At 44.8% G+C, this 25,383-nt stretch carries 20 protein-coding genes; 5 read left to right on the top strand and 15 right to left on the bottom strand.

The annotated features are described in order from the left end of the window. Positions 1–74: 74 nt before the first annotated feature. Positions 75–3,272 (top strand): UvrD-helicase domain-containing protein, encoded by a 3,198-nt coding sequence (locus B2M23_RS14930; protein WP_038353974.1) that lies wholly within the window; start codon positions 75–77, stop codon positions 3,270–3,272. Positions 3,273–3,329: 57 nt separating this feature from the next. Here the strand turns inward: B2M23_RS14930 and B2M23_RS14925 are convergent, their stop codons facing one another. After that, positions 3,330–4,766, bottom strand: coding sequence for an MFS transporter (locus tag B2M23_RS14925; protein ID WP_038353975.1), 1,437 nt, complete (start codon positions 4,764–4,766; stop codon positions 3,330–3,332). 215 nt (positions 4,767–4,981) lie between these two features. Between B2M23_RS14925 and B2M23_RS14920 the strand changes: the two genes are divergently transcribed. Next, complete coding sequence (locus B2M23_RS14920; protein ID WP_038353976.1) at positions 4,982–5,188, top strand: hypothetical protein; 207 nt, start codon at positions 4,982–4,984, stop codon at positions 5,186–5,188. Positions 5,189–5,236: 48 nt separating this feature from the next. Here the strand turns inward: B2M23_RS14920 and B2M23_RS21560 are convergent, their stop codons facing one another. The 3 genes from B2M23_RS21560 to B2M23_RS14905 all read right to left on the bottom strand — a co-directional run bounded on the left by B2M23_RS21560 (position 5,237) and on the right by B2M23_RS14905 (position 11,707). Continuing rightward, entirely contained in the window at positions 5,237–6,259 is a 1,023-nt protein-coding gene (locus tag B2M23_RS21560) for a GNAT family N-acetyltransferase (protein WP_110060292.1), read from the bottom strand. 226 nt (positions 6,260–6,485) lie between these two features. Then, complete coding sequence (locus tag B2M23_RS14910; RefSeq protein ID WP_038353977.1) at positions 6,486–8,552, bottom strand: DUF262 and DUF1524 domain-containing protein; 2,067 nt, start codon at positions 8,550–8,552, stop codon at positions 6,486–6,488. A 17-nt stretch (positions 8,553–8,569) separates the two neighbouring features. Beyond that, positions 8,570–11,707 (bottom strand): type I restriction endonuclease subunit R, encoded by a 3,138-nt coding sequence (locus B2M23_RS14905; protein ID WP_038353978.1) that lies wholly within the window; start codon positions 11,705–11,707, stop codon positions 8,570–8,572. 193 nt (positions 11,708–11,900) lie between these two features. Here B2M23_RS14905 and B2M23_RS20975 point away from each other — a divergent pair, with 193 nt between their 5' ends. Next, positions 11,901–12,224 carry a restriction endonuclease subunit S domain-containing protein gene (locus B2M23_RS20975; protein ID WP_152025455.1) on the top strand — a complete coding sequence of 108 codons (324 nt, stop codon included), beginning with the start codon at positions 11,901–11,903 and terminating at the stop codon, positions 12,222–12,224. A 204-nt stretch (positions 12,225–12,428) separates the two neighbouring features. On the opposite strand, the gene B2M23_RS14900 is transcribed toward B2M23_RS20975, so the two are convergent. The 9 genes from B2M23_RS14900 to B2M23_RS14860 all read right to left on the bottom strand — a co-directional run bounded on the left by B2M23_RS14900 (position 12,429) and on the right by B2M23_RS14860 (position 21,569). Further along, positions 12,429–12,989 carry a restriction endonuclease subunit S gene (locus B2M23_RS14900; protein WP_081571247.1) on the bottom strand — a complete coding sequence of 187 codons (561 nt, stop codon included), beginning with the start codon at positions 12,987–12,989 and terminating at the stop codon, positions 12,429–12,431. Between the two features lie 14 nt (positions 12,990–13,003). Further along, positions 13,004–13,990: a site-specific tyrosine recombinase/integron integrase gene (gene xerA, locus B2M23_RS14895; protein ID WP_038354281.1), complete on the bottom strand. Its 987-nt coding sequence runs from the start codon at positions 13,988–13,990 to the stop codon at positions 13,004–13,006. 110 nt (positions 13,991–14,100) lie between these two features. Beyond that, the gene (locus B2M23_RS14890; protein ID WP_081571246.1) at positions 14,101–15,195 is read right to left on the bottom strand and encodes a restriction endonuclease subunit S; all 1,095 of its coding nucleotides are present in this window, start codon (positions 15,193–15,195) and stop codon (positions 14,101–14,103) included. Continuing rightward, positions 15,185–16,690, bottom strand: coding sequence for a type I restriction-modification system subunit M (locus B2M23_RS14885; RefSeq protein WP_038354233.1), 1,506 nt, complete (start codon positions 16,688–16,690; stop codon positions 15,185–15,187). Before B2M23_RS14885 ends, B2M23_RS14890 begins: the two co-directional genes overlap by 11 nt. Before the next feature lie 41 nt (positions 16,691–16,731). Beyond that, positions 16,732–18,069, bottom strand: a complete 1,338-nt coding sequence (gene rlmD, locus B2M23_RS14880) for a 23S rRNA (uracil(1939)-C(5))-methyltransferase RlmD (RefSeq protein ID WP_038354162.1) — start codon at positions 18,067–18,069, stop codon at positions 16,732–16,734. 99 nt (positions 18,070–18,168) lie between these two features. Next, positions 18,169–18,555, bottom strand: coding sequence for a metal-dependent transcriptional regulator (locus tag B2M23_RS14875; RefSeq protein WP_052237498.1), 387 nt, complete (start codon positions 18,553–18,555; stop codon positions 18,169–18,171). Continuing rightward, positions 18,521–20,425 carry a YgiQ family radical SAM protein gene (locus B2M23_RS14870; protein ID WP_242945812.1) on the bottom strand — a complete coding sequence of 635 codons (1,905 nt, stop codon included), beginning with the start codon at positions 20,423–20,425 and terminating at the stop codon, positions 18,521–18,523. The genes B2M23_RS14875 and B2M23_RS14870 overlap by 35 nt, the downstream gene beginning before the upstream one ends. Positions 20,426–20,430: 5 nt before the next feature. Next, on the bottom strand, positions 20,431–21,186 hold the full coding sequence (gene cobS, locus B2M23_RS14865) for an adenosylcobinamide-GDP ribazoletransferase (protein WP_038354164.1): 756 nt from the start codon (positions 21,184–21,186) through the stop codon (positions 20,431–20,433). Between the two features lie 107 nt (positions 21,187–21,293). Further along, positions 21,294–21,569, bottom strand: coding sequence for an HPr family phosphocarrier protein (locus B2M23_RS14860; RefSeq protein WP_038354235.1), 276 nt, complete (start codon positions 21,567–21,569; stop codon positions 21,294–21,296). A gap of 169 nt (positions 21,570–21,738) precedes the next feature. Between B2M23_RS14860 and B2M23_RS14855 the strand changes: the two genes are divergently transcribed. Both B2M23_RS14855 and B2M23_RS14850 read left to right on the top strand, forming a co-directional pair. Then, positions 21,739–21,954 carry a DUF1858 domain-containing protein gene (locus B2M23_RS14855; protein WP_038354165.1) on the top strand — a complete coding sequence of 72 codons (216 nt, stop codon included), beginning with the start codon at positions 21,739–21,741 and terminating at the stop codon, positions 21,952–21,954. A gap of 139 nt (positions 21,955–22,093) precedes the next feature. Then, positions 22,094–23,290, top strand: coding sequence for an aminotransferase class III-fold pyridoxal phosphate-dependent enzyme (locus tag B2M23_RS14850; protein ID WP_038354166.1), 1,197 nt, complete (start codon positions 22,094–22,096; stop codon positions 23,288–23,290). 50 nt (positions 23,291–23,340) lie between these two features. On the opposite strand, the gene B2M23_RS21290 is transcribed toward B2M23_RS14850, so the two are convergent. Together B2M23_RS21290 and B2M23_RS14845 are read right to left on the bottom strand one after the other, a co-directional pair. After that, complete coding sequence (locus tag B2M23_RS21290) at positions 23,341–23,508, bottom strand: hypothetical protein (protein WP_013379836.1); 168 nt, start codon at positions 23,506–23,508, stop codon at positions 23,341–23,343. A gap of 274 nt (positions 23,509–23,782) precedes the next feature. Next, positions 23,783–25,264 carry an NADP-dependent glyceraldehyde-3-phosphate dehydrogenase gene (locus B2M23_RS14845; RefSeq protein ID WP_052237499.1) on the bottom strand — a complete coding sequence of 494 codons (1,482 nt, stop codon included), beginning with the start codon at positions 25,262–25,264 and terminating at the stop codon, positions 23,783–23,785. Between the last annotated feature and the right edge of the window lie 119 nt (positions 25,265–25,383).

The raw sequence follows: 25,383 nt of genomic DNA, 5'->3' as shown, positions 1-25,383 counted from the left end.
CCTCTATTCCCTTGTACATTCAGGGGAAAAAGGCTATAATTAAGCATATCTTAAATTAGAAGCAGGTGATCATTTTGTTTATTTCAGATTTACATATACATTCCCGTTACTCAAGAGCCACCAGCAAGGAGTGTACGCCAGAGCATCTGGATCTCTGGTCAAGAAGAAAAGGTATTGATATTCTTGGAACCGGCGATTTTACCCATCCGGCGTGGCGTGAAGAACTAAAGGAAAAACTTGAGCCAGCCGAGCCGGGCCTCTATACCTTAAAAACAGACTTCCGCTTAAAGGACGATACCGCAGGCGTCAAAACCGACCCGCGTTTTGTCATCACTGGGGAGATCAGTTCAATCTATAAAAAGAATGGTAAGGTGCGCAAGGTACACAGTGTTATTCTGCTGCCAAGTCTTGAATCCGCCGAGCTCTTTGCCAAAAAGCTGGAGGCCATCGGCAATATTCACTCCGACGGACGGCCTATACTGGGGCTTGACTGCCGCGACCTCTTGGAGATCATGCTTGAAACCTGCCCGGATGCCATCTATATTCCCGCCCATATCTGGACGCCGCATTTTTCCCTTTTCGGCGCTTTCTCAGGCTTTGATACCATCGAAGAATGCTTTGAGGACCTCACACCCCATATCCGTGCGCTGGAAACCGGCTTATCCTCTGACCCTCCCATGAACTGGCGTCTTTCGGCCCTCGACGGCTATCAGCTCATCTCAAATTCTGACGCTCATTCTCCCGCCAAGCTGGGGCGTGAAGCCAATTTAATGGACATTGAGCTCAGCTATGAAGGGCTCTCCGGCGCGATCCAGGAAGGTAAAGGACTGGCAGGGACCATCGAGTTCTTCCCCGAAGAAGGAAAGTATCATTATGACGGACACCGGAAATGCCATTTGTGCTTAAGCCCACAGGAGGCAGAACCGTACAATGGGAAATGCCCGGTCTGCGGCAGAAAGCTGACCATCGGCGTCTCCCACCGTGTCGAGCAGCTCGCGGACCGGGAGGATGGTTATCTGCTTAAAAATGCCCGCCCCTACGAAAGCCTTGTCCCCCTTCCGGAAGTCATCGCCGCCTCCACAGGACGCTCAGCAGCCAGTGTGAAAGTGCAAAAAGATTACATGGAAATGCTGCAAAAGCTGGGGCCAGAGTTTTCGATTCTTCGCGAGACACCCGTCGAGGACATTAAAAAAGCCGCGGGCTTTCTCATCTCAGAGGGTATTAACCGCCTGAGAAAAGGTGAGGTTGAACGAATCCCCGGTTACGATGGCGAATACGGCAAGGTCAAACTTATTGACGATTCTGAGCTAAATGCCCTTGACGGCCAGGTCAGCCTCTTTGCGTCTTCAGAACTGGCGCAGATGCCCAGGAAAGAAAAAGCCGCAAAGCAGCTGCCCGCCGCAGGCAAACCCGAAGAACCCGAAGCCGCCCAGTCTCCGCATCCCATTGTGACAGAATCGCTCAACGCAGAACAGTTGGAAGCTGTCATAACAGCGCGGAGAGCCATCGCCGTCATCGCAGGTCCGGGAACCGGAAAAACAAAAACCCTGGTTTCCCGTATCCTTCATTTACTCAATGAGCGGCGCGTTAAGCCAACGGAGATCACCGCCGTCACCTTTACAAATAAGGCCGCTGCCGAAATGCGGGAACGGCTTGAAAAGGAGCTGGGAAAACGAGCTGCCAGACAGGTAAACATCGGAACCTTTCACAGCCTTTGCCATAAACTTTTAAAGGAACACCGGGGAGGTTTTACACTGGCTGATGCGTTTGAAACCCTTGAAACCGCCGAGGAAACCATCTGCCATTTTGGCCTGAGCCTTTCCGCAAAGCAATTTCTGAAAGAAGTTTCCCTTATGAAAACCGGACTTTCAAAAGGATCCGATATCCTCTCAGAAGCCGCCTTCGATTATTACGGCCAGCAGCTTAAAGCCTTATCTGTACTGGATTTTGATGACCTTCTCTCCGAAACGCTGGTGATGCTGGAAGACGAAGATAAAAACAACATCCGCAAAAATCATTACAGCTTTTTACTGGTTGATGAATTCCAGGACATCAGTCCCATCCAATTTGAACTCATCAAATCCTGGAACCGCGATGGCCGAGAGCTTTTCGTCATCGGTGATCCCGACCAGTCCATCTACGGCTTCCGCGGCTCAGACGCCCGATGCTTTGAACGCCTGTCCGCCGATTACCCAGAGCTCCAGACCATCCGGCTTGTGAACAATTACCGTTCCACTCCTGAAATTGTCACCTCAGCCTGCCAAGTCATCAACCACAACGAGGGCGCAAAGCGTGAAATACAGCCTTTCCAGTCAAAGGGAACACCGCTCAAACTGGTGAGCGCTCCCAGCGAGCTGTCAGAGGGGATTTTTATCGCCCGTGAAATCAACCGGCTCATCGGGGGGATCGATATGCTGGACACCGAAACCGCCGATAACCGCCAGGACAGCCAGACCATGCGCAGCTTTTCAGATATTGCCGTGCTCTACCGTACGCACAGACAGGCCGAAATGCTCGAAACCTGCCTGAAAAAAGAGGGCATTCCCTATGTTATTACCGGCAGAGATGATTTTCTTACGAATCGGAATGTCCGGGGAACCGTCTGCTTCTTCAGGACACTCCTCGACCCCGAAGACCAGCTTTCCCTCAGAATGTGCCTGAAGCTTCTCTGGGATCTCCCGGAGGAAACCGCTGATATTTTGATTAAAACACCTGATCAGATTGACACCAGCCGCTGCCCCTACCGCTATCTGAAGGAAAAATACCAGTCCAAAACAAAGCGTACAAAGCCACAAAAACTTTTAGAAGACTGGGCTGCCGAGCTCGGATTGAATGAGAGCAAGGCTTTCACAAAATTTCTGGATATGACCGTCTTCTACAAAACGCTGGCTGAGTTCATGGATACACTGACCTTCGGTGAGGAAGGCGACCTGAAGAGAAGCGCGAACAAAACCTATACCTCAGACGCGGTTACCCTTATGACCCTCCACGGTTCCAAAGGGCTGGAATTCCCCATTGTATTCCTCTACGGCGCCAAAAAAGGCATAATGCCCCTGGAAGTCGGCAAGCTGCCATCCGATATTCAGGAGGAACGGCGGCTGTTCTTTGTGGGGATGACCCGGGCAAAAGATGAGCTGATCCTCACCACCTCGTCAGAACCTTCGCCGTTTCTAAACGAATTGCCCGAGGCTGTGCTGAAACGCCAATCTGCCGGGAAACCCCAGAATCCAAACGAAGGCAAACAGATCAGCCTTATCGACCTCTTATCCTGAGAGCATGAATAAAACCGGTGAATACATCCAATTAACTGTATTCACCGGTTTTCTGTTTTATTTTTCCTGTTGAGCAACCTGTTTTCTATCCTGCCTCCTTGCATAGACAAAACGGATAACGGTTAATAAGGCTCCAACGAACACAACAACCGCCAGCATGATATAGACTGCGCGCAGGCCGTATAAAAAGACATCCGGCTGACCAGGAATATAATTGGTAACCCGGTAGCCCGCCATATCACTCATCCGGCTGTACAGCAGGGATGTCCCGGCCGTGATTCCCACCGACATGCCCATATTCCTCACCAGTCCCGCCAGACTGCCTACCAGACCCAGCTCATCCCGGGAGACACTGCCCATAACCAAAGAGTTATTTGGAGACTGGAACAAGGCGCTTCCCACCGCGATAACTGCGAGAAAAAGAATGATCACCGCTATGGTGGTATCAATGCCGAGCATTGTCATCAGTGCCAGCCCGACCGTCGTAAAGATAAGGCCGATCATGGTTGGCAGCTCACTGCCGATATGGTCAGACATGGTGCCGCTGATGGGACCCATAACCGCTGTGATCAGCGGGATAACCGTCATCAAAAGTCCCGCCATTCCTGGGCTGAACTGCCGGGCATCCTGGAGATAAAAAGGCATGATAATATTGTTTGCCCCAATGGCGATAAAAGCTGTCAGCATGGTAAAAAGATTCAGGGAAAACATCTTGTTCTTGAAAATGCCGATGGGAACCAGCGGATCGTCCATCCGCTTTTCAACCATAATAAATAATACCAGAAAAACCGCACCGGCGATAATGCCGATGATAATCGGCAGGCTGACACCATTCTGCAGCAAGGTAAACGAGCCGAACAGCAACAGTATTGAAAGCAGCAGCAAAACCGATCCCTTAGCGTCCAGACGTCCTGGCTTTGCCGGTTTTTTGTTCGGCAGCGTTCTCAGGCCGATTAAAAAGGAGAGCACCCCAACCGGTATGTTGATCAAAAAAATATAAGTCCAAGGAAGCACCGTGAGGATCATCCCGCCAAGGGTCGGGCCGGTCATACTCCCCAGCGCCACAAAGGTGCTGACAAACCCAAGGGCTTTTCCCCGCTCATCGGGCGGAAAAGACTCTGTAATGATTCCCTGATTGTTGGCGAGGGCTGCCGCACTGCCCAGTCCCTGCACCACCCTTGCGCCAATTAAGAGCGGCAGCGTACCGGAAATACTGCACAGCAATGATCCAATGGTAAAAAGAATGACCCCGATTTGAAAAATCCGAACCTTGCCAATCATATCCCCTAATCGGCCAAAAATCAAAATCGTGGCACAGGTGACCACAAGATAGATACTGGCCACCCATTCGATATCCCCCATGCTCGCATTCAGCTCGCCAGACATGACCGGAAGCGCCACGTTCACAATACTTCCATCCAACGTCACCATAAACGTCATAATCAACACAGTGAACAGAATGCTCCACTTACCATATGTCCTGTTTTTACTCATTTATTCATCCCTTTTCTGTAAAAATGTGCTTTTTATTCATTCTTTTGGAATCTTTTTTGTTTAATAGTATATACCTTTTTGAAACTATATTTTATCATACAAATTCTGAAAATATTCTGAAAAATTTCAGGGCCGCCTGCCATTGAGGTTTTAGGCAGACCGTGTTAAAATAAAGAAAAGAAAAGTATCGCTAAACACTTTCAGGAGGTAACTTTGTGAAAATCAAAGAAAATGACACTGTCCGTCTTAAAGAAATAAATGAACATTTTGAAGCCCTAGAAGCCATTATGTCCAAGCTGTCCCCGGAAACGCTTGACGCACTCAATGCGTTTCATGATGAATCTTTTTCGATTCCATACTGTGTAAAATGGGGCGCAACCGGTATCGCTGAAATACTGGAAGCCGTTAAATCTGAAAATTAACTAACCGGCCAAAGCAAAAACCCCCTGCCTTTATCGACAGGGGATTTTTTATAATGACTTTATAAATCTGAGCCCCTCAGCATTAAAGTTTTCACCCAGATGCTGCGTAATATCTGGTTTGTAGCCATGCTTTTTATAAAACATGCAGGCATTTTCATTTTTTTCAAAAGCCCAGATAACCATTTCCTGATAATTCCGCTCTTTTGCCAGCGCTTCTCCAAACGCCAGCAGCTTACTGCCGATCCCCTGCGCCTGAAACGCCGGATCAACATATATCCGCCAGAGCTCAAAGGCCTCGGGCTTATCCGCATCTGCACTTTTGCCACAGGAGAGTATGCCTTTCACTCCTTTTTCGTCAAACACATAATTCCCCAGCCCGTTTGTCCGGAATTCGTCTTTAATGGCCTCTCTGCGTTTGCCGCACCACACTTCACCAAGCTGCACAGGGTCCACATAGCCCGCATAAGTGGTTTTCCAGCAACGATTGACGATTTCCGCTGCACGTTCCATATCTTTTTGTATGAGCCTGCGGACAGATCCCTCCTTGATGGTAATCCAATAAATGCACATGGGCTTTCCATCAATATAAGGCTTCTCCTCTTTTAATACACCACCACATTTCAGCATCGTTTTGATTGATCCCATATTATCCGCGTAGCAACCCAGCATCACTGCCTCAAGCCCCAGCTCCTGAGCCGCCTCCAGCGCCAGCGATAAAATCTGCACCGCATAGCTTTTTCCGCGCTCCGAAGGGCGGACAGCATAGCCAATATGTCCCCCGTATTCCGCAAGAAAAGGCTGACCCAGACTGTGACGAAGATCAACAATCCCCACAATCCGCTGATCTTGTTCACGAACTGCCAAAAACGTCGAGGACACCACCCAATCTTCCCGTACTGTTTGAGACTCTCCATTTCTTCTAATGTTTTCCAGCCACTCCTCATAATCCATCTGATCGAGAAGCGCGCTGCCGTTGATGACTCTTTCGCCGGCTTGAAAAAATTCATTTTTGAACGCCAGTATTGCAGTTTTGTTTGCTTTGGTGGGTGGGATGAGGATTAAGTTCTCCATGAGGTGTCCTTTCTATGTAAGTGAAGGTGTAATCTAAACAATCTATTTTTTCCGATAATGTTCAAATTTCATTTTTCTTTTAAGGTATGGTATCCATCCATTTTAATTCATTTACATCTTTAATTTGTATCTATAATTAAAGCATCTATCTACATAATATCGATTTATCTGAACCTCAAAATAATATCCTAAATATTTCATCTGACTGTAATTGTTTTTTCTGATTTTAATCAGCCTGCATTCGATAAGACTGCTCAATTAATTCCATCACATCATCTATTTCAGATGTATGTTCAAAAAATAACTCAACATCACCATTGCCCCACCGGCCAATACCTGTGATATCTCTGCACACTCCTTTAGGGTCGATTATTTCTGGGTATTTCATATTTAGCGAAATACGCAAGCGCTGTTTCTGCACTACGATATCTGTAAAGTTTGTGTCTAGTTTATAGGCTATGTAAAGCTTTTTAAACTCTCTCTTTACGTCCGGTGACAAATTCATAATACGTCGGTCAAGCATTTCAAATAGCATTTTTGTAAAGGCGTTAATATTATAGGATTCTAATGTGTAACGCTGCGTAGGCTTTTCTTCTATCTGGTATGGAGCTAATTCTTCTGGTTCTAAATCTGGGTATTGCCATATCTGTTTTGCTTTATCACTTAGTAAAGCTGCGCGTTCTTTAATTCGCTGTTCATTCCACTCTGTAAGTTTAACAAGGTAAGCATTCAACCGAAGCGCACTCTCCTTAAATCCGCCTTCCATCTCCATCTTTATCATGAACGGATTATCGCTCATTTCAGAATTATAAGCAGTAAGCGTAAGATTACCAATTGTATGAAGATAAGTTTTTTGTATTTCACGCCAGTTTGGGCCAAGCATTGTTTTCCATTCATCCTTCAAATTGCTACTCTGCGGCATAATATGCTCGATTGTATAATTTTCTATAATAATTGGAGCTTTGTTCCCGAAATTCTCCAAATGACTCAAGATAAAATTTCTGGAGCGCATATTATAAATATCCTTTGTAACAAGGGCTTTTCCAAACTTGTCGTCATCAGGAAACTCCTTGTAATCGTCCCTTAATATGAAGAATGCTTTAATAGAATTAACATAATCATCTGTACGAATTTTATTGCGCAGAGTTGCAAACGTCTTGTTCAGTGAATTTGTCGGAATATCACAAATACTTCTACGGAAAACATAACTGATGCACATTTTCATGATTTCAATCAGGTTCTCCTCAGTAATGGCTCCTTCTGCACAATCGCTATGCACTTTCAATAGAAATGGATATGCAACATCCATTCTCAAAGCATGGATATCCGTATATAACGCTTTGACATTCGGATTTAAACTACGTCTAAAAATCATATCTGTATAATATTTCGCATAGGTCAGCAAATCCTCACACAATTCACGAACGGAGGCAAACTCACAATTCAAATGATATGCTTTAAATTCCTCATAGACACAGTTAATCTTGGGAATGCGTGTCAATTTCATGGTCAGATAATCACGGAAAAATTTATCCATGATCGAATCCTGCTTTTCATAATCAAAAAGCAACTCCATAGGCCTCCATTGATGCGTATACACATAATTCTGCTCACTGGTTTCCAATCCCATCAAAACATAATTTCGAATTAAATCAGACTCTGACAGCTCTTTGCCTGTGGAATTCAGGCTTTCAAAAATGGCCTGTGCATCATCCACCGCACGATCAAGAGTGATGTTTACAATCTGAAGTTTTCCGATAGATTCATAAATTTCTGCCGGTTTCAATTCCATATCTACAATACAATCTGAAAAGAATTGATAATTTTCCAATATTCGTGATGAGCTTGTGGTTTGAATTAGATTTCTTTCTACCAAACCTATCAGCATTGCACGGTCAGTCTCTGTCAATAACAATTTATACTGCTCATCGCCAATTTCATACTCGTTTTTTAACAACATACTATTAATACGTCGAAAATTTATTGTAGTATCTTCTGGATGTTCTATTGCATAATCTCTTAAAGAAATCAGCAGCAAGGCCAACGTCGTCATTCGCTGCTGTCCGTCGATAATCATAAACTTCTGAACGCCAGTAGGCATAGCCTGTTCCGCAATATTAACAATCGAACCTACAAAATGACCTGCTTTGTTCTTCTTTTGCATTTCTACAATATCATCCCACAGCCGTTTGCACTGTTCTAGGTCCCAACTATAGTAACGCTGATAGACAGGAATCAAAAACTGTTTGTTTCCGTTCAATATTGCATATATATTTCCTTTTGTCGCATCCATCTTGGCAATCTCCCCTATTATTCTTTTTCGTATGAAGTAGTACACTCAGCAACCATTGATACAGTCTGGGCCTCTATGTCGTAAGTGGCTTCTTTATAAAAAGGGATCGTTTTTTCTTCCATATCAGAGTTATCTGTCCACAGTTCACACTGTGTCATAACAGTTTGTACTGCATCTTCCATACCTTCAGGCGGATAACGATGCCTTTTCAATAGTTTTTTTATCATCATTCGCATCTTAGCTCTGGCAGAATCACGCTTTTGCCAGTCAATTGTTCTGTTCTTTCGAAGTGTTTCTGCCAACTCTTTAGTAATCGCAATCAGCTCTTCATTTTCATAAAAATCTTTAATGGCCTGCGGCTTCGTCAGCGCATCATAAAAGGCAAGCTCATCAGCCGTTAGTCCAAGTTGATTTCCTTCCATCTGTGCAGCCGCTATCTGCTTAGCCAGATTTAACAGTTCTTCAATGACCTGTTCGTTTGTCAGCATCCCATTCAGATACCTGTTCATTGCACTCTGTATAATTTCACTGAATTTTTCTGATTTTACAACGTTGGTGCGGCGATAAATCTGTACTTGTTCTGCAATCAGTTTTTTCAACAGTTCGACAGCAAGATTTTTCTCTTTCATTTTTGATATTTCATCAAGAAATTTTGGATCAAACAAGGAAAATTCCTCAGAAACATCCGAAAACAAATTGATAACGCCATCACTCTTAATACTCTGTTTTAAAAGTTCATTGATTCGGGCATTCATTTCTAGCAAAGAAATTTTCTTACCTTCTCCTTTATTCATTAAGCGCATTACTAAAACACGCACTGCCTCAAAAAACGCCGCTTCTATTCGTAACTGTTCTTCAACCAAAGACGCACATAATGATAATGCCTGACGGAGCATCAGAGATTCCTTGATGAAGTCATCTCGTTCCTTTTCTCTGTCTACTGCAACAATAAAATTAACTGCACCGCTTATCGCTTTAGAGCGTTCCAAGTCGGACCCTGTCATAAATTTTGAGTAATCATATCCATGAAATATATCACGGCAAACAGACAATTTTTCCAAAAACTTCGGAAATGCTACTTTTGCGACGTCTGTATCGCCATAGTTCTTCCTATCACGATTCGTATAATCATTCATCGCTTCCTTCAGAGCGGAAGCAATCCCAACATAATCTACAACCAGTCCACCTTCTTTATCTTTAAACACACGATTGACGCGTGCAATCGCCTGCATCAGGTTGTGCCCCTGCATCGGTTTATAGACATACATGGTTGCAAGAGAGGGAACGTCAAACCCAGTCAGCCACATATCGACAACAATCGCTATCTTTAATGGGCCATTGTTATCCTTAAACTTCTTTGCAAGTTCATCTTTATGCCGCTTATTGCCAATCACCTGACGCCATTCCTCAGGATCTTTATTGCTTTCTGTCATAACGACCGCCACTTTTTCTGTCCATCCCGGACGAAGTTTCAAAATGCGGCGATATATTTTCATAGCGATAGCACGAGAATAAGCAACAATCATAGCTTTTCCCGTCAGCATATTTTCACGATAATTCTCATAGTGATCAAGAATGTCATCAACCAATGATGCGATCGTCTGGTCATTTCCAAGAACTGCATCTATTTGTCCTAGCTCACGCTTACTTTTTTCAATGACCTTTGGATCAGCATTGTTTGCCATAATGTCATACTCGGCATCAATCAATTTCAGAGTTTCCGTGTTCAACTTTAAATTGATAACACGACTCTCATAGTAAACCGGTTTAGTTGCGCCATCTTCCACTGCCTGTGTCATATCATAAACATCAATATAATCACCAAAGACCTCACGCGTACTTCTGTCCTTTGTAGAAATCGGCGTTCCGGTAAAACCAATATAGGTAGCATTTGGCAGACTGTTGCGAATGATGCGCGCAGTCCCGACCTTGATTTTTCCCGTTGTAGCGTCTACTTTTTCTTTTAGACCATACTGTCCACGATGTGCTTCATCGGCCATAACAATAATATTTCGACGTTCAGATAGCGACTCTTGGGATTCTTCAAATTTTTGCATAGTGGTAAAAATAATACCGTTCGCCTGTCTGCCATCTAATAAAGTTTTTAAATGTTCTCGGCTTTCAGCCTGCACTGGTTCCTGACGAAGAAAATTTTTACATTTCGCAAATTGCCCATAAAGCTGGTCATCAAGATCATTTCTATCCGTAAGAACAACAATCGTAGGACTGTCCAGAGCATCTTGCAATAAATGCGCATAGAATACCATCGACAGGGACTTTCCACTGCCCTGTGTATGCCAGAAGACGCCGCCTTTTCCATCGGTCAATGACGCCTTCTTTGTGGATTCTACCGCTTTATTAACAGCAAAATACTGGTGATAGCCAGCAAGTATTTTAAACTGTATTAATCCTTCATTGGAAAAGCAGATAAAATTCTTTATAATATCCAGCAACCGTTCTCTGTCAAACATTCCTTCAAAAAAAGTATCGAACTGAGCATATTGCGTATTTTCATAATTTCCATCTTTGGTTTTCCACTCCATAAAACGGTCTTCGCCGGAGGTAATCGTTCCGGCTTTTGAGGTCAGGTGGTCGCTCATAACACAGATACAGTTATAAATAAACATGGATGGAATTTCCTGCATATAGTTACGTATCTGCAAATAAGCTTCTGATGCATCTGTTTCATCTCGTGACGGAGATTTCAACTCCACAAGTACGACTGGCATCCCATTAAGAAACAATAGTATATCTGGACGCTTATTGCTATTTTCAACAAATGTCCACTGATTTGCTACAACAAAGGAGTTGTTTTCAGGATTTTTAAAATCTGCAAGATAGACGAGACCGGAGCGTTCCTCGCCTTCTAAAAAGTAGCGCACTTCGATACCATGCTGCAGGTAGTCCATAAACACAGCATTCTGTTGTACCAACTCGCCATTCTCAAAATTTTTGAGCTTATATAGTGCATCCTGAATCGCATCTTCAGGCAACATATCATTCAGGCGATGCAGCGCCTCATTAAGCTCATCTTCATATAAAGGGCAATGGAAATCCCGCTCAAGATCCGGGGCATAAACATAGCGGTACCCCATATTTTGAAATAATTCTATGATCGAATTTTCATAATCCGCTTCTGTATAAAATCCTGGCATAGTTATCACTCCTTTGTCGTTTTTTCTATCGCAACGCCTCCATCTGAGGCTTGATTTTTATTTATCGTTTCATTTTAAACAAGAATTTAGAGCAGCAAGCATTAGCAATCTTTAACTCATGGTTTGGTCCTTACATATATGGAGATAAGCCTTTGCCGATAGTTGGTCTAAAAAAAGTATATCCGAACTCGATGTGCTAGTTACTGATTATGTCGCGAATGGCAGCTTTAAATCACTAGCAGAAAATGTAACTTATTTATCAGAGGAAACAAACAATGTATTAATACGTTTAACTGACTACAATAATAATTTTGATATTTCAGAAATGATATACATTTCTGATGAATCTTATGATTTTTTATCTAAAAGTAGTCTACATGGTGATGAAATCATTATTTCAAATGTAGGTGCTAATGTAGGAACAGTTTTTCGTTCCCAGATTCAACCAAAAATGACAAATGGTTCATCTGGACAAGATATATATTTAATTTCCAGTCCATACGGTACTGGCGAATAACTTGGGGAACTAAACCTAAATTCCACAACGCTCATTGAACGTCGTTATTCCAGATACAAATGCTTGAAAAATTCAATGACATATGCGGAAGTATGTATGAGCAATAACCTTAAACATTACAGAAAACAGAAATCTTAAGATGCTCAGAGATAGTCTTCTTCCGAAACTTATGTCTGGTGAATTGAATATCTCTGAAATCGACCTTTAAGCTACCAATTGATAGTCTAAATTCTTGTTTATCGCTTTATTTTCTCTTATTTTATTATCAATTGATATAAGAATTGATACAATTTTCTTCTGTCTTTCCATATCAGGCAAAAACACTTCTATGTTTTCAATATCTGTAGGTTTAATTGATGGATAAGCAGAAACACTTTGTTCACCAATTGCCTGCAAATGCTCAGTAATTTCATTCTGTGTAAGGAGATAATACACAAAATCAGGAACAGCCTGTGTGGTATCTACATCAACAACAATAAATCCTGTTGAAACCAAAAAATTTTCAGGCTGTTTCTTTACTATTCCATAATGTAGCTGATTAGGTCTAACAGTCGAATAAAGGATGCTATCAAACTTAACCTTCCTTTTTGCTCTGCTCGGAAGTTTTTCGCAAGTTAAGTCTATAAACTGAATGTTTCCAATTTCATTCTTAGTGATATTTCCTGTATCTAAATAATTCACAAAACTCCAGTCATCTTTTGAAGAATAGGTACTACCATTTGCTTCAATGATATCTCCGAGACAAACTTTCTTCCACCCTGTCATTTTTTCATATCTCTCTATCCTATAAATTTTCTATGAGCAATTTTTACGTTGCTCTGTTTTACCATTGCATATTGCAATGTCGTATCTATCCGCTGGTGTCCCAGCAGTTGTTGTAGCTGCTCAATCGGCATTCCTTTATCAATTGCCATCGTCGCAAGCGTTCTCCTGAACTTATGCGGGTGCATTTTGTTGATTCCAAGCTGTTTTCCAAGATTACGAAGTCTTACCTCAACGCCGCCAATTTTCAAGCGATTATATGGTGCCTTAAGTGAAACGAACAATGCTGGATTATCATCTATTCTACTATCCAAGTAGTTTTGCAAATGTATCTTTGTTCTGGCATCAAAATAAACCATGCGCTCCTTGCTGCCTTTACCAAATACAACGCACTCTCTTTCTTCGAAATTGATATCTCTACGATTTAATAGCACCAGCTCACCGACACGCATTCCAGTTGAAGCAAGCATATCAATCAACGCCAAATCCCGAAGTTCCACACAATTATCACGCATGGTTTCCAGATTTTCATCTGTGTAAGTTTCCTTGATCGTCAATGCCGCTTTCACCTTATGAATCCGACGTACTGGACTTTTGATGATATAATCTTCATCTTCCAGCCAAGCAAAGAAACTGGATAGAATTCTTCGAATATTATCAATGGTCACTTTACTGGATTGCTTCTCTTTTTGATACTCTGTGAGATAAGTACGAAGGTCTTCTGTTTCGATTGTTTGAATACTTTTATCCACCTTTTTCTGCATTGTTTCTATCGTGGTTTTATAATATGTCAACGATCTTTCAGAACAGCCTTCGATGCGTTTTGCCGCAAGGAAAGCATCTAAAAGTTTTGTATTGGGTGCAACCATATCATCTGATACAGCCTCAGTGACTTCTTTGTCAAACAAGGTATGCTCCAGCACTTTTTGCAATTTTTCAAGCTGTGCATTATTCAAGGTGCCAAGCATCCCCTGTAAAACTTCTGTGATTAGTTTTTGTTTCATAGTCATTTCTCCTTTTCATTATAGAGAACGACTATGGAGTGGCAGTCCCTTAATTCAACTCTCACCACTCGCAAGAGCTATTGGTATATTTTAAACAAGAATTTAGCGGCTTAAATGTCGATGTCTGAAACATCAAGCTCGCCGGACATGAGTTGTGGCAAAAGAATATCCCGTAATGTAACCAATTTGCGATTTTCAATGCGATTAGTAATTATCAATTTATAAATTGGAGCAAGAACGCTACCAATGCGAAAATAGTCTGCATCAGATGGAATAAAGACCTCTGACTTGGAAAGTTCTTCACGTTTTATATGCCCCATAGTTGTTGCCATGTCAGCCGCAATGGCTGCAAACTTAGACAGGTGATAATTAGTCCACGCATAGTAGAACCATTTGTCATATTGACTTGAAGATACTTTGAACAAGTGCTGGTTCAATCCACAGATATCTCCACACCAAAAATCGACAAGAAGGCTACCGGACCAAGAGAATATCACGTCCCCATCATGGACGATATATTCTGGTTTGATACTCGGGGAACATAAATCGCTGTTAGCGTCACAAGCGCCTTGCCGAAGTTCCTTTATTTTCAGAACAGGGATACCTTTTTCAACATCTTTTGGACGATACTTTTGCATTGCAAGACCATTTAGATAGTCAGCAATATCAAGCAAACTGCCTTGTTTCCAACCATTTGGCAGTTCGTCAAATTCAAGGAATTCCTGAGTGAATATTGCATCTGCTTGCTGCTCTAAATTCTTGTTTATCGCAGTATTTAGTTCAATTTTCCGTTCAATCGGTTCGATAACAGATATTACTTTATCCTGTTCTTTTAAATATGGCACATCGAATTCTAATCGGTTAAGGGTTTCCGTTCTCAAACTTGGGATTGTAGTTCCCTCATTAAGCTGAAGCAAATCGACCTGTTTCATAAGATAATACAAATATTGAGGTCTTACAATTTTTTCATTTATTATTGTGTAGAACAAAGTATCTACCGTCCAGAACGGATGCGTAACATATCTGACTTTATCTATTGACCCTTTTCTTCCAATCAGGACAGACGGTTTATCATAAAGAGGTTCCATAGCATATGCCATCAATCCCCCTGTGCCATAAATTGGTATAGTACCATTGTCAGATACGACTTTTTTCTGATTTTTCCCATACTTAATTCTGGCAAGTTGCTCTAATTTATATTTCATACCCGATCGCCTTCAGCTTTCTTCGAATTTCCTCCTCCAATTCATGCGACTTGGCAAACATATCCGACAGCTCAGATGTAAGCCTGTTCATTTTTTCTTCAAAGGGCTCTCCATCATCCTCTTGCTCCTCAATACCTACATAGCGTCCAGGGGTGAGGATATAATCCTGCTTTTCAATTGCGGCAAGATCAGCGACTGAGCAGAAGCCCTTCACATTTTCCAGAATACCATCTTGGAAAGCCGTAAAGGTATCTGCAAGCTTAGAGATATCATCATCTGTGAAATCACGATGCTTACGATCAACCATATATCCCATTTTACGCGCGTCGATAAACAAGATTTTTCCCTTTTGCTTTTTGTTTTTACTGATAAACCACAATGTCACAGGAATCGTAACACTATAAAAAAGCTGCGTTGGCATGGCAATGATCCCTTCTACCAAATCAGCCTCTATAATTTTTTTACGGATTTCACCCTCGCCACTGGACTGAGTCGATAATGCACCATTGGCAAGTACCAAACCAATTTTCCCGTTTGGGGCAAGGTGATGGATCATATGTTGAATCCAGGCGTAGTTGGCATTTCCGGCGGGTGGTACTCCATATTTCCAGCGGACGTCCTCCAACAGCTTATCCTGTCCCCAGTTCGACAGATTAAACGGAGGATTTGCCATAATGAAATCAGCTTTCAATGTCGGGTGTAAATCGTTAAAAAATGTGTCCGCTTGATATGGACCAAAGTCAGCATCAATGCCACGTATGGCCATGTTCATCTTGGCCATTTTCCATGTATCCGCATTGGACTCCTGACCATATACAGAGACAGAGCCTCTATTTCCACTATGGGCCTGAATAAATTTTGCACTCTGGACAAACATACCTCCAGAACCACAACAAGGATCATATACCCGACAATTACTATATGGTTTTAAAACAGCGACGAGTGTCTTTACGATACTTGATGGCGTATAGAATTCTCCACCCTTAACGCCTTCATATGCCGCAAACTGTGCGATACAGTATTCATAGGTACGTCCTAAAAGATCTTTGCTGTCTTCTGTACCACCCATATCCATATTGGTAAAAAGGTCGACTACATCGCCCAATACCCGTTTATCAAGGTCAGGGCTGGCATAATTCTTTGGTAATACATTTTTAAGGCTGGCATTTTCTTTTTCGATTGCTCTCATTGCATTATCAATGACAGTGCCAATCTCTGGTGCGTGAGCTGATGAAGAAATAACACTCCATCTTGCTTTTTCTGGTACAAAGAATACATTTTCCATTGTGTATGCATCATGGTCGTCCTCAAACCCATCACCATCAGCGACAAGCTCTTGATAACGACGCTCGAATGAACTGGAAATATAACGCAGGAAAATAAGCCCTACAATTACTTTTCTATATTCTGCTGCCGGAATGTGCCCCCAAAGGACACAGGCAGCATCCCATATTTGTTTTTCAAAACCAATATTGGCGTTGTTCTTTTTAGCCATGATTTTTTCCTTTCTTTCATCCGGTCGTTTTTTCGATATTTTTATTTTTGAGTCAACGAACATACCGTCTCCACATGCCCCGTCCCAGGAAACAAATCCACAGGCTGTACCTCCTGCACCTGATACCCATACTCACGCAGAATTTTCAGGTCGCGGGCCAGGGTAGAGGGGTTGCAGGAAACGTAGACGACTTTGGGGACTGCCAGGTTTTTGATCATTTCCAGGAGCGCGGGGTCGCAGCCTTTTCTGGGCGGGTCGAGGACAATGACATCGGGGTGGATGCCTTCGTCTGCCAATTTCGGGGCTTCTGTTTCGGATTTTCCCTGGATAAAGCGGATATTTTCGATCTGGTTGCGCTCAGCGTTCTCCTGGGCGTCGAGGACGGCGTTTTCCACAATCTCGATGCCATAGACCTGGGCGGCTTCGCGGGCCAGGTACAGACCGATGGTGCCTGTGCCGCAATAAAGGTCGAAAAGTGTTTCGGCACCGGTTAAGGCGGCCATCCTTTTCACCAGATCATACAGCACCTTTGTCTGGCGGGTATTCACCTGGAAAAAGGAATTGGGCGAGATCAGAAAGCTCAGATCGCCAATGCGCTCCTCAATCTGCGGTGTGCCCAGCAGCAGGTGGTTTTCTCTGCCCAGCACGGCGTTCCCTCTGGTAGTATTGACATTCAGGTAGACGGAGCGCACGTCTGGAATTCTCTCGGTAATGGCCTGAAGAATTTTATCTTTATGCTTGAGTTTTTTTCCGTTTCCCACGATCACAATCATATTTTCGCCCTGCTCGTTGGTTCTCTGGACAATTCCTCTCAAAAAGCCTGTATGCTGCTGCTCGTCGTAAAGCTCAAAGCAGCCGTCTTTCAACAGCGCGTTAAAGGTTTCAATGACCTGTACACAGCTTTCGGGCTGGGTCAGGCAGTCTTCGATGGGGACGATCTGATGGCTTCGCTTGGCGAAAAAGCCCACGCCTTTACCGCTGATTTTAAACTGGGCTTTATTGCGGTAGCGGTATGGCGTCTCCATGCCGATCACGGCGTTTACCGGAACGTCCTTAATCCCGCCGATTCTTTCCAGTGCGTCGGTGACGATTTTATGCTTGATGGCAAGCTGGGCATCGTACTGCACCTGCAGGAGCTGGCAGCCGCCGCAGCGGCCAAAATAAGGGCACGGCGGCTCCTGCCGTTTCCCGGAAGGGATAATCAATTTTAAAATCTTTCCGGTCATATAGGTCTTTTTGATAGCTGTTATCTCAATTTCCACCGTGTCGCCCGGCACGCCGCCGTCCACAAATACGATCATATTGTCGACCCGGCCAACGCCCTCGCCGCTATGGGTAATATCCTCTAACACGATGGTGATTCTCTCTTTTATCTTCAATGGTTTCTTTTCCTTTCTCGGTTAGGATTATTGTAACAGAAAATGCCTGGTCTGTCATATAAAAAACCGCGCCGCTCACGGTGAACGGCACGGTCTTTTTTATTCGCTATCCTTCAGATAGGCTTTCATCTTTTCAAAGGTTTCATCGCTGATGATATGCTCAATACAGCAGGCGTCATTTTCTGCCACCTTGGGGCTGACATCCAGAACCTGGTTTAAAAACTTGGTAATAATGCAGTGTTTTTCATAGATTTTGATGCCCATGGCCTCGCCGCTGTCGGTCAGATAGATCTGGCCATAGCGTTCATGCTCTACATAGCCCAGGGATTTCAGCTTTTTGACAGCGTCGTTGGCACTGGCCTTGCTCACCCCCATGGCCTGGGCAAGGTCGGTGATGCGGACGCCCCGATTATCCTGTGAAAAATCCAAATATATGGTTTCAATATAGTCTTCAATTGATTCGGTTAGTTTTTTTTCCATTTCCATTTTTACCACCATTTTTTCTTTTATTTTTACCTTTGGTTCCCGGCTTTTTCTCTGGAGCCTTTCCCCCGGCCATTTTTGCGCCGCGGGGTTTTTCGGGGATCAGCGCCTCTTTGTGGCTGCCGATCAGGTCCCTCCGGCCGGCCTTTATCAAAGCCTCATGAACCAGCTTGTAGTTCTCCGGCCGATTATACTGGATCAACGCGCGCTGCATCAGCTTTTCCCTGTCCTTTGGAATATGCATGGACTCCATGGTAAAGGGATTATAGCCTGTATAATACATGGCTGTGGCAATGCTGCCTGGCGTCGGATAGAAATCCTGCACCTGCTCGGGCACAGCGCCATGGTCCCGGATATACTCACTCAGGGTGATGGCATCGCTCAGGGTGCAGCCTGGGTGGCCGGTTATAAAATAAGGAACCACAAATTGATTGGTCTTGAACTGTTTATCATACTGGACAAATTCCCGGTGAAAACGCTCATAAACCGAAAAGTCCGGTTTTCCCATGCTGCGGAGCACAGACCCCGCCACATGCTCTGGCGCTACCCGCAGCTGTCCGCTGACGTGGTATTTCACCAGCTCTTTAAAAAAGCTTTTATTTTTGTCCTTCAGGAGAAAATCGTAACGAATGCCGGAGCGGACAAATACTTTCTTGACGCCCGGCAGCTGCCTTACTGCCCGCAGCACCTCCAGATATTCACTTTCGTCCGTGTCCAGATTTTCGCAGGGCTTGGGAAACAGACACTCCCTGTGCGGGCAGACGCCCTTTGTTTTCTGTTTTTCACAGGCCGGATTTCTGAAATTAGCGGTTGGACCGCCGATATCATGGATATAGCCCTTAAAATCCGGATCTTTAATCATGCGTTTTGCTTCGGCCACAATGGAGGCCTTGCTTCGCTTTTGGATATACCGCCCCTGATGAATGGCAAGGGCACAGAAATGACAATTCCCAAAACAGCCCCTGTTGGCTGTAATACTGAATTTTATTTCCTCAATTCCCGGAATCGCGCCGTCTCCCAGCGAGCTTTCGCACTGGCGAAAGGTATAGGGCAGTCCGTAGATTTCGTCCATCTCTGCCTCGGTCAGCGGCATCTGCGGCGGATTCTGGCACAGGTACCGGTTGCCGGTCGCCTGGATAAATGGCCTTGGGTTAAAGGGATCATTGCTCCCATGAATGACTTTTGCCGCTTCGGCATAAGCCTTTTTATCCGCGGTCACCGCTTCGCAGCCCGGCAATTCCACACAATCCGAAAGCATTTCTTTAATGATACAGGCTGTACCTTTAATGTAGTTTAATTCGGATACCGGAATGCCGGCATTAAGGCTGTCCGCAATCTCGACAATGGCTTTTTCGCCCATGCCATAGACCAGAAGATCGGCCCGGCTGTCAAACAGTATCGAGCGCCGCACCTTATTCTGCCAGTAGTCATAATGGGCAAAACGCCGCAGGCTGGCTTCGATCCCGCCGATAATCAGCGGAATATCCTTGTAGGCTTCGCGTATTTTACCGCAGTAGACAATGGTGGCCCGGTCTGGCCGCCGGCCGGCAGCGCCTCCCGGCGTATACACATCTTTTTTCCGCCTCTTTTTATTGACAGTATAGTGGCTGACCATGGAATCGAGGTTCCCGGCTGTCACCATAAACCCCAGGCGCGGGCGGCCAAAGACCTCGAAATCCCCGGTGCTGTGCCAGTCGGGCTGGGCGATAATGCCCACCCGGTAGCCATGGCTTTCCAAAACCCGGGAGATCACCGCCGCCCCAAAGGAGGGGTGATCCACATAGCCGTCCCCCGTAACCAGGGCAAAGTCAATCTCTGCCCAGCCGCGGTCACGCATTTCCTGCCGATTGGTTGGTAAGCATTGGTTTTTCATAGCCATCACGCTGCCAGAAGCATCCAATTCGCCTGAATAACTGCCAGCACCACCAGAAAAATCGTCTGGGTCAGTTCAATGGTCAGGCCGATGGTATCGCCGGTAATGCCCCCGATTTTATGCTGTAGATAGAGCATGAGCCCTAAATTGATGACTATAGTTCCCAGTGCGGCCCAAAAAGCCACCGGCCCAATGGCAAACCAGGCAAAGGGCAGGATCAGCACCAGATAGAGCAGCACATGCCAGGGCTTGGTCATCTCGACAATCCGGCGCCCCAGTCCGCCGCCGCCCTCGGCGTAGGTTGAGAAGCAGCAGGTCTGTATGGCGCAGTATCGGCCGATAACTGGCATAAGGATCAGAATCAACAGGTTTTCGGGCAGGATGACTGTATAGCAGGACCAGATGGTCAGAAACAGCAGGATCAGGCCGATGGCCCCAAAGGAACCCAGGCGGCTGTCCTTCATAATCTCCATCATTTTCGCGTGATCCCTGGCCGAGAACAGGGCGTCCACTGTATCGGCAAAGCCATCGAGATGCAGGCCGCCGGTAATCCAGATATAGACAATCATGGTAAAGAGGGCCTGGAGCTGGATGACATGAATATAGGATAGTGCCCAGGAGACCGCGAACAGGATCGCCCCAACCAGAAGACCTACGAGCGGCATAAAAATCATTGAATCATAAAATTCTTCCTCGCTCACATCCTTCAGCTTTATGGGAAAGCGGGTAAAGAAGGAAATGGCGATCAGTATTTTGCGCATAAAAACTCCTTTGTTGTCATTAAAATCGTAAAAAGCGCGGTAAATGCCGCGTTAACAAAAGAAAAGTATGAATGAACCCATCCATACTTTTCTTAGTTTACATTTTGTTAAGATTCATCGGGCAGACCGAATTTATTATTAATGAGTTCTATTAACTTTTCGACCGCGAGCTTTTCATCATCGCCCGAGGCTTCAATTACGATCTCATCGCCCTTTTGAACAGCTAAAATCATTACACCCATAATGCTTTTAGCGTTTACACGTGTTGAGCCTTTACTGATGTAAATTTCGCTCTTGAACTTATTGGCCGTTTGTACAAACAAAGATGCTGGTTTTGCATGGAGTCCAGCACGGTTTTGTACCACTACTTTGTCGGTTATCACATTATACACCCCTTTATAGAAAATTCCCCTATCGTATATATTATACAACGGCCTCTTATTTTTTTCAAGTAATTGCCTTTCTTTTTTCTTTATACTCTTGCCAAAATCTTTTTCAAACTATATAATAAGGGTATAGTATGATTATAATAACCATTTGGAGGTGAACAATATGGATAGAGTAACAAAAGATATGGGCATCTTAGAAGCCGTTGAAAAATATCCTGATTCTGTGCCGGTTTTCCAGGCATATGGAATGCACTGCTTTGGCTGTATGGCTGCCCGCTTTGAAAATATTGAACAGGGATGTCTTGCCCACGGCATTGATCCGGAAGCAATGGTCCGTTCCATTAACGATGCGTTAAACGCTGTTGATGCAACCAAATAATTAAATTCTTAAGAAAAGCGACGTTCCTTTAAGGACGTTGCTTTTTTATTTCAGGTTATCCCGGAATTTATTAAAATCACTTGTCATTTTCTTAGTTTTAAGGGAAAATAAGGTTAGTTCTATTTAGAGGGAGGTAAACATGAGTAAAAACGAAACCAAAAAAATGTTTAATGAGGAATTGACGGATTCCTTCGACGGGATTGTTGATATTTCCAAGGGAAGCCTTCAAACTCTGACCGACACCGATGAAAATATGTACCTCAGCTTTTATACGGACAGTCTGCTGTGGAGCTGCGGTTATAATAACCCCACCATTAACCGGGATATCAACGCCATGGTTAAGGATTATCAAAGGGAAAATAAGCCTGTGGATCTGGAGGCGCTCCTGCATGACCTGGACGCGCAGCTCAAGCCGCATTTACCTAAAAAGCTGGCTGTAACCTATTTTAACTCTGAAAACCCCTACCCACGTCTGCTCAAGGCTCTGTCCTCCAAGCGCGGCAAGACGGAATTTCTCTGCCTTGAAAAGCTCCCAGGTGTTTTCCCCGAGGAATTTGCCGACCAGATTTATTCATTCGAGGAGCTCATCGCCGATGATCCAAAGGTCAACATTGACGGCATCAAAAATACGGTTTTTCCTGAGCTCAAAACCATACGTGTCATTCTCAAAAAGCACCGGAGCGCTTTGGCGGGCTGTATCATCAACCCCATTGTCACAAGTGACGCCTCCATCGCGAAAAAAGACCTGCTGGAGCCGATCCTGGACCTGCTCGCCAAGTTTAACATCCCCATTATCTGGGATGATTCTACAGCCGGTTTTTACCGGACCGGGCCGATTTTTTCCTATAAGCTCTATGACGTCCAGCCCGATGTCCTCATTTACAACGGCAGCCTGTACAACCACCGCACCGTACACTTTGTGTCCATGACAAAGCGGATCAACAAGCTTTTCGCCATTCAGGAATCCAGGGTTGTTCTGGAGGACGTGCCCAACTATATCATGCTGAAGGTTGTCCTCGGCTTCATGGAATCCTCAAACCTGTCTAAAAAAATTCAGGCGCTGGGTACTCGGTTCCAGGGTAAGCTGCGGGCCCTTGAGGCCAACTGCGGCCGAAAATTCAGCATTAAGGGAAAAGGCCTGATTTTGTTCATTGATTTTAAAAAGGAAGCGGTCGCAGGCAGCTTTGTGCAGTTTATGAAGGAAAAGGGTATTCTTGTAAAAAAATTCGCGGCGGTTCCACAATTTGTGATGATCTACCCGCCGCTCATCCTCACTGAAAAAAATATTGATGAGATTGTCGAAAACTTCAAACGCTTTTTCAACCAGCCCGCATAAACAGAGCCCGGTACAGTTTTGTGCCGGGCTCGCTTCATTTTACATCCCGCTCAGGACTTCCGGCACATGACTGCCGTATAGATCAGGTTCAGGCCCACCCCGTTGGTGTTGACCTGTATGCCGTCCTTATTGATATGGTAGCCCTCCTCATGGGCTTCATTCAGCTGCTTTTCAAATGACTTGCGGTCATTAGCCGTCACTACCTTGTAAAAATCCATGTTTTACCTCCTGCTATCATTTCATATTTTCACAGCCCGGCTCCGGCCCGCCGGAGGGCTAAAAAAAGAACCTCCACCTGTTTTCGGTGGAGGTTCTTCAAAATTTACCTCTTTGATGCTTCCACGCGAAACTGACAAAACACGTATCTGACTTTCACAGTTGCGGTGGAGCAGTCTGCCCGGGGCATTCTTCCGTTGGTATGCTTTGCTTGAGGTTATTATAGCAAAATCCGGGTAAAATTTCAATATTAAATGATATTTTTTTGTTTATTCCTTAATCAATCTTCTGGATATTGACTACCATGGCCTTTGGCCGGGTCATGGCTTCGATGGAATATTTTACCCCCTGGGTGCCCATGCCTGAGGCTTTTACACCTAAAAACGGGAAATGGTCGGGGCCGCGCTCGGTCTTATTATTGATCTGTACGGTCCCCACCTCCAGGTGGTTGGCAATGTAGAAAGCCTGGTTGATATTATTGGTAAAAACAGAGGACTGAAGGCCGTATTCTGAGGCGTTGGCGATCTCGATGGCTTCCTCCACGCTTTTTATCCGAATAATGGGCAAAACAGGGCCAAAGGGCTCTTCCCATGCAATTTCCATATCTTTGGTCACATGGTCCAAAAGCGTTGGATAAAACAGGTTTTTCTCGCGTTTATTCCCTGTCAGGAGTTCCGCCCCCTTGTTCAGCGCGTCATCCACCAGCCCCTGGACAAAATCTGCTGACTTGTCGTCGATAAGCGGAACCACTGCAGCGTTTTTCCAGGGGTCACCGACGTTCAGTTTTTCGACACGGGCTTTCAGTTTTTCAGCCAGAGCGTCTGCCACTTCCTCCTGTACGAGGATCCGCTTAACTGCGGTACAGCGCTGTCCTGAGTAGGAAAAGGCACCGGACACAATATTATTGGCCGCAAAATCCAGGTCTGCGTCGGGTAAGACCACGGCGGCGTCCTTGCCGCCCAGCTCCAGGAGCAATGGCACCATCTCGGATATTTTTGAGATATGGCGTCCCACCTCGGTGCTTCCCGTAAAGTTGATAAAGTTAATGCCCTTGTGCGTGACCACATAATCGCCGATTTCACTTCCCCGGCCGGTTACGGTATTCAGCACGCCGGTTGGCAAGCCAGCCCGATTGAGGATTTCCACCAAATGCAGCGAGCTGATGGCTCCCTGGGTCGCTGGTTTTAAAATCACGGTGTTGCCGCCGATGAGTGCCGGGGCGATTTTAGACATGGCCAGATTTACCGGATAGTTAAAGGGTGAGATGGCCAGAACCGTGCCAAGGGGAACTCTGGTCACATAGGATATTTTGTTGCGGGTGCCGCCTGGAAAATTATCGCCGCTGATGGCTTCGCCGGCCATACTCTTTCCCACGTCGGCGGTATATCTTAAAAAGTCCGCGGTGCGCTCGACCTCGGAGCGGGCTGAGGCCAGATCCTTTGCGACCTCCCGCACCAGAACCTCTGCCATCTCGTCCAGATGTTTTTCAAAAAGATCCGCGGCAGCATAGAAAATTTCTGCCCGTTCATAGATGGGCATTTCGGCCCATGCCTGAAGGCTGTCCTTTGTGCTGGCAATGGCCTCATCCACCTCTTCTCTGCTCATGGCCAGTATCCGGCCCACCAGAGAGCCGTCGATTGGCGATTTAATGGCAAGGGTCTGCCCCTCATCACTTCCGCCTAACCATTCTCCATTCAGGTAGCGCTTATAAACGCGTTCTTCCTTATCATTTATATCAAAAATTCTGTCAAAAAACATGCTTGCTCTCTCCTTTCGGTATTTCTCTCTATAAGATACCCTTTTGGAGAATAGACAAACGCAAAACTTTATCTGTACCGGCAATAACCATAAAAAAGCCCCCGGATTCCATATGGAGT

The sequence above is a fragment of the Eubacterium limosum genome, from assembly GCF_000807675.2.
Taxonomy (GTDB): Bacteria; Bacillota; Clostridia; order Eubacteriales; family Eubacteriaceae; genus Eubacterium; species Eubacterium limosum.
Note: the sequence above shows the minus strand (reverse complement) of the source record. Positions and strands in the feature narration are given on the sequence as shown.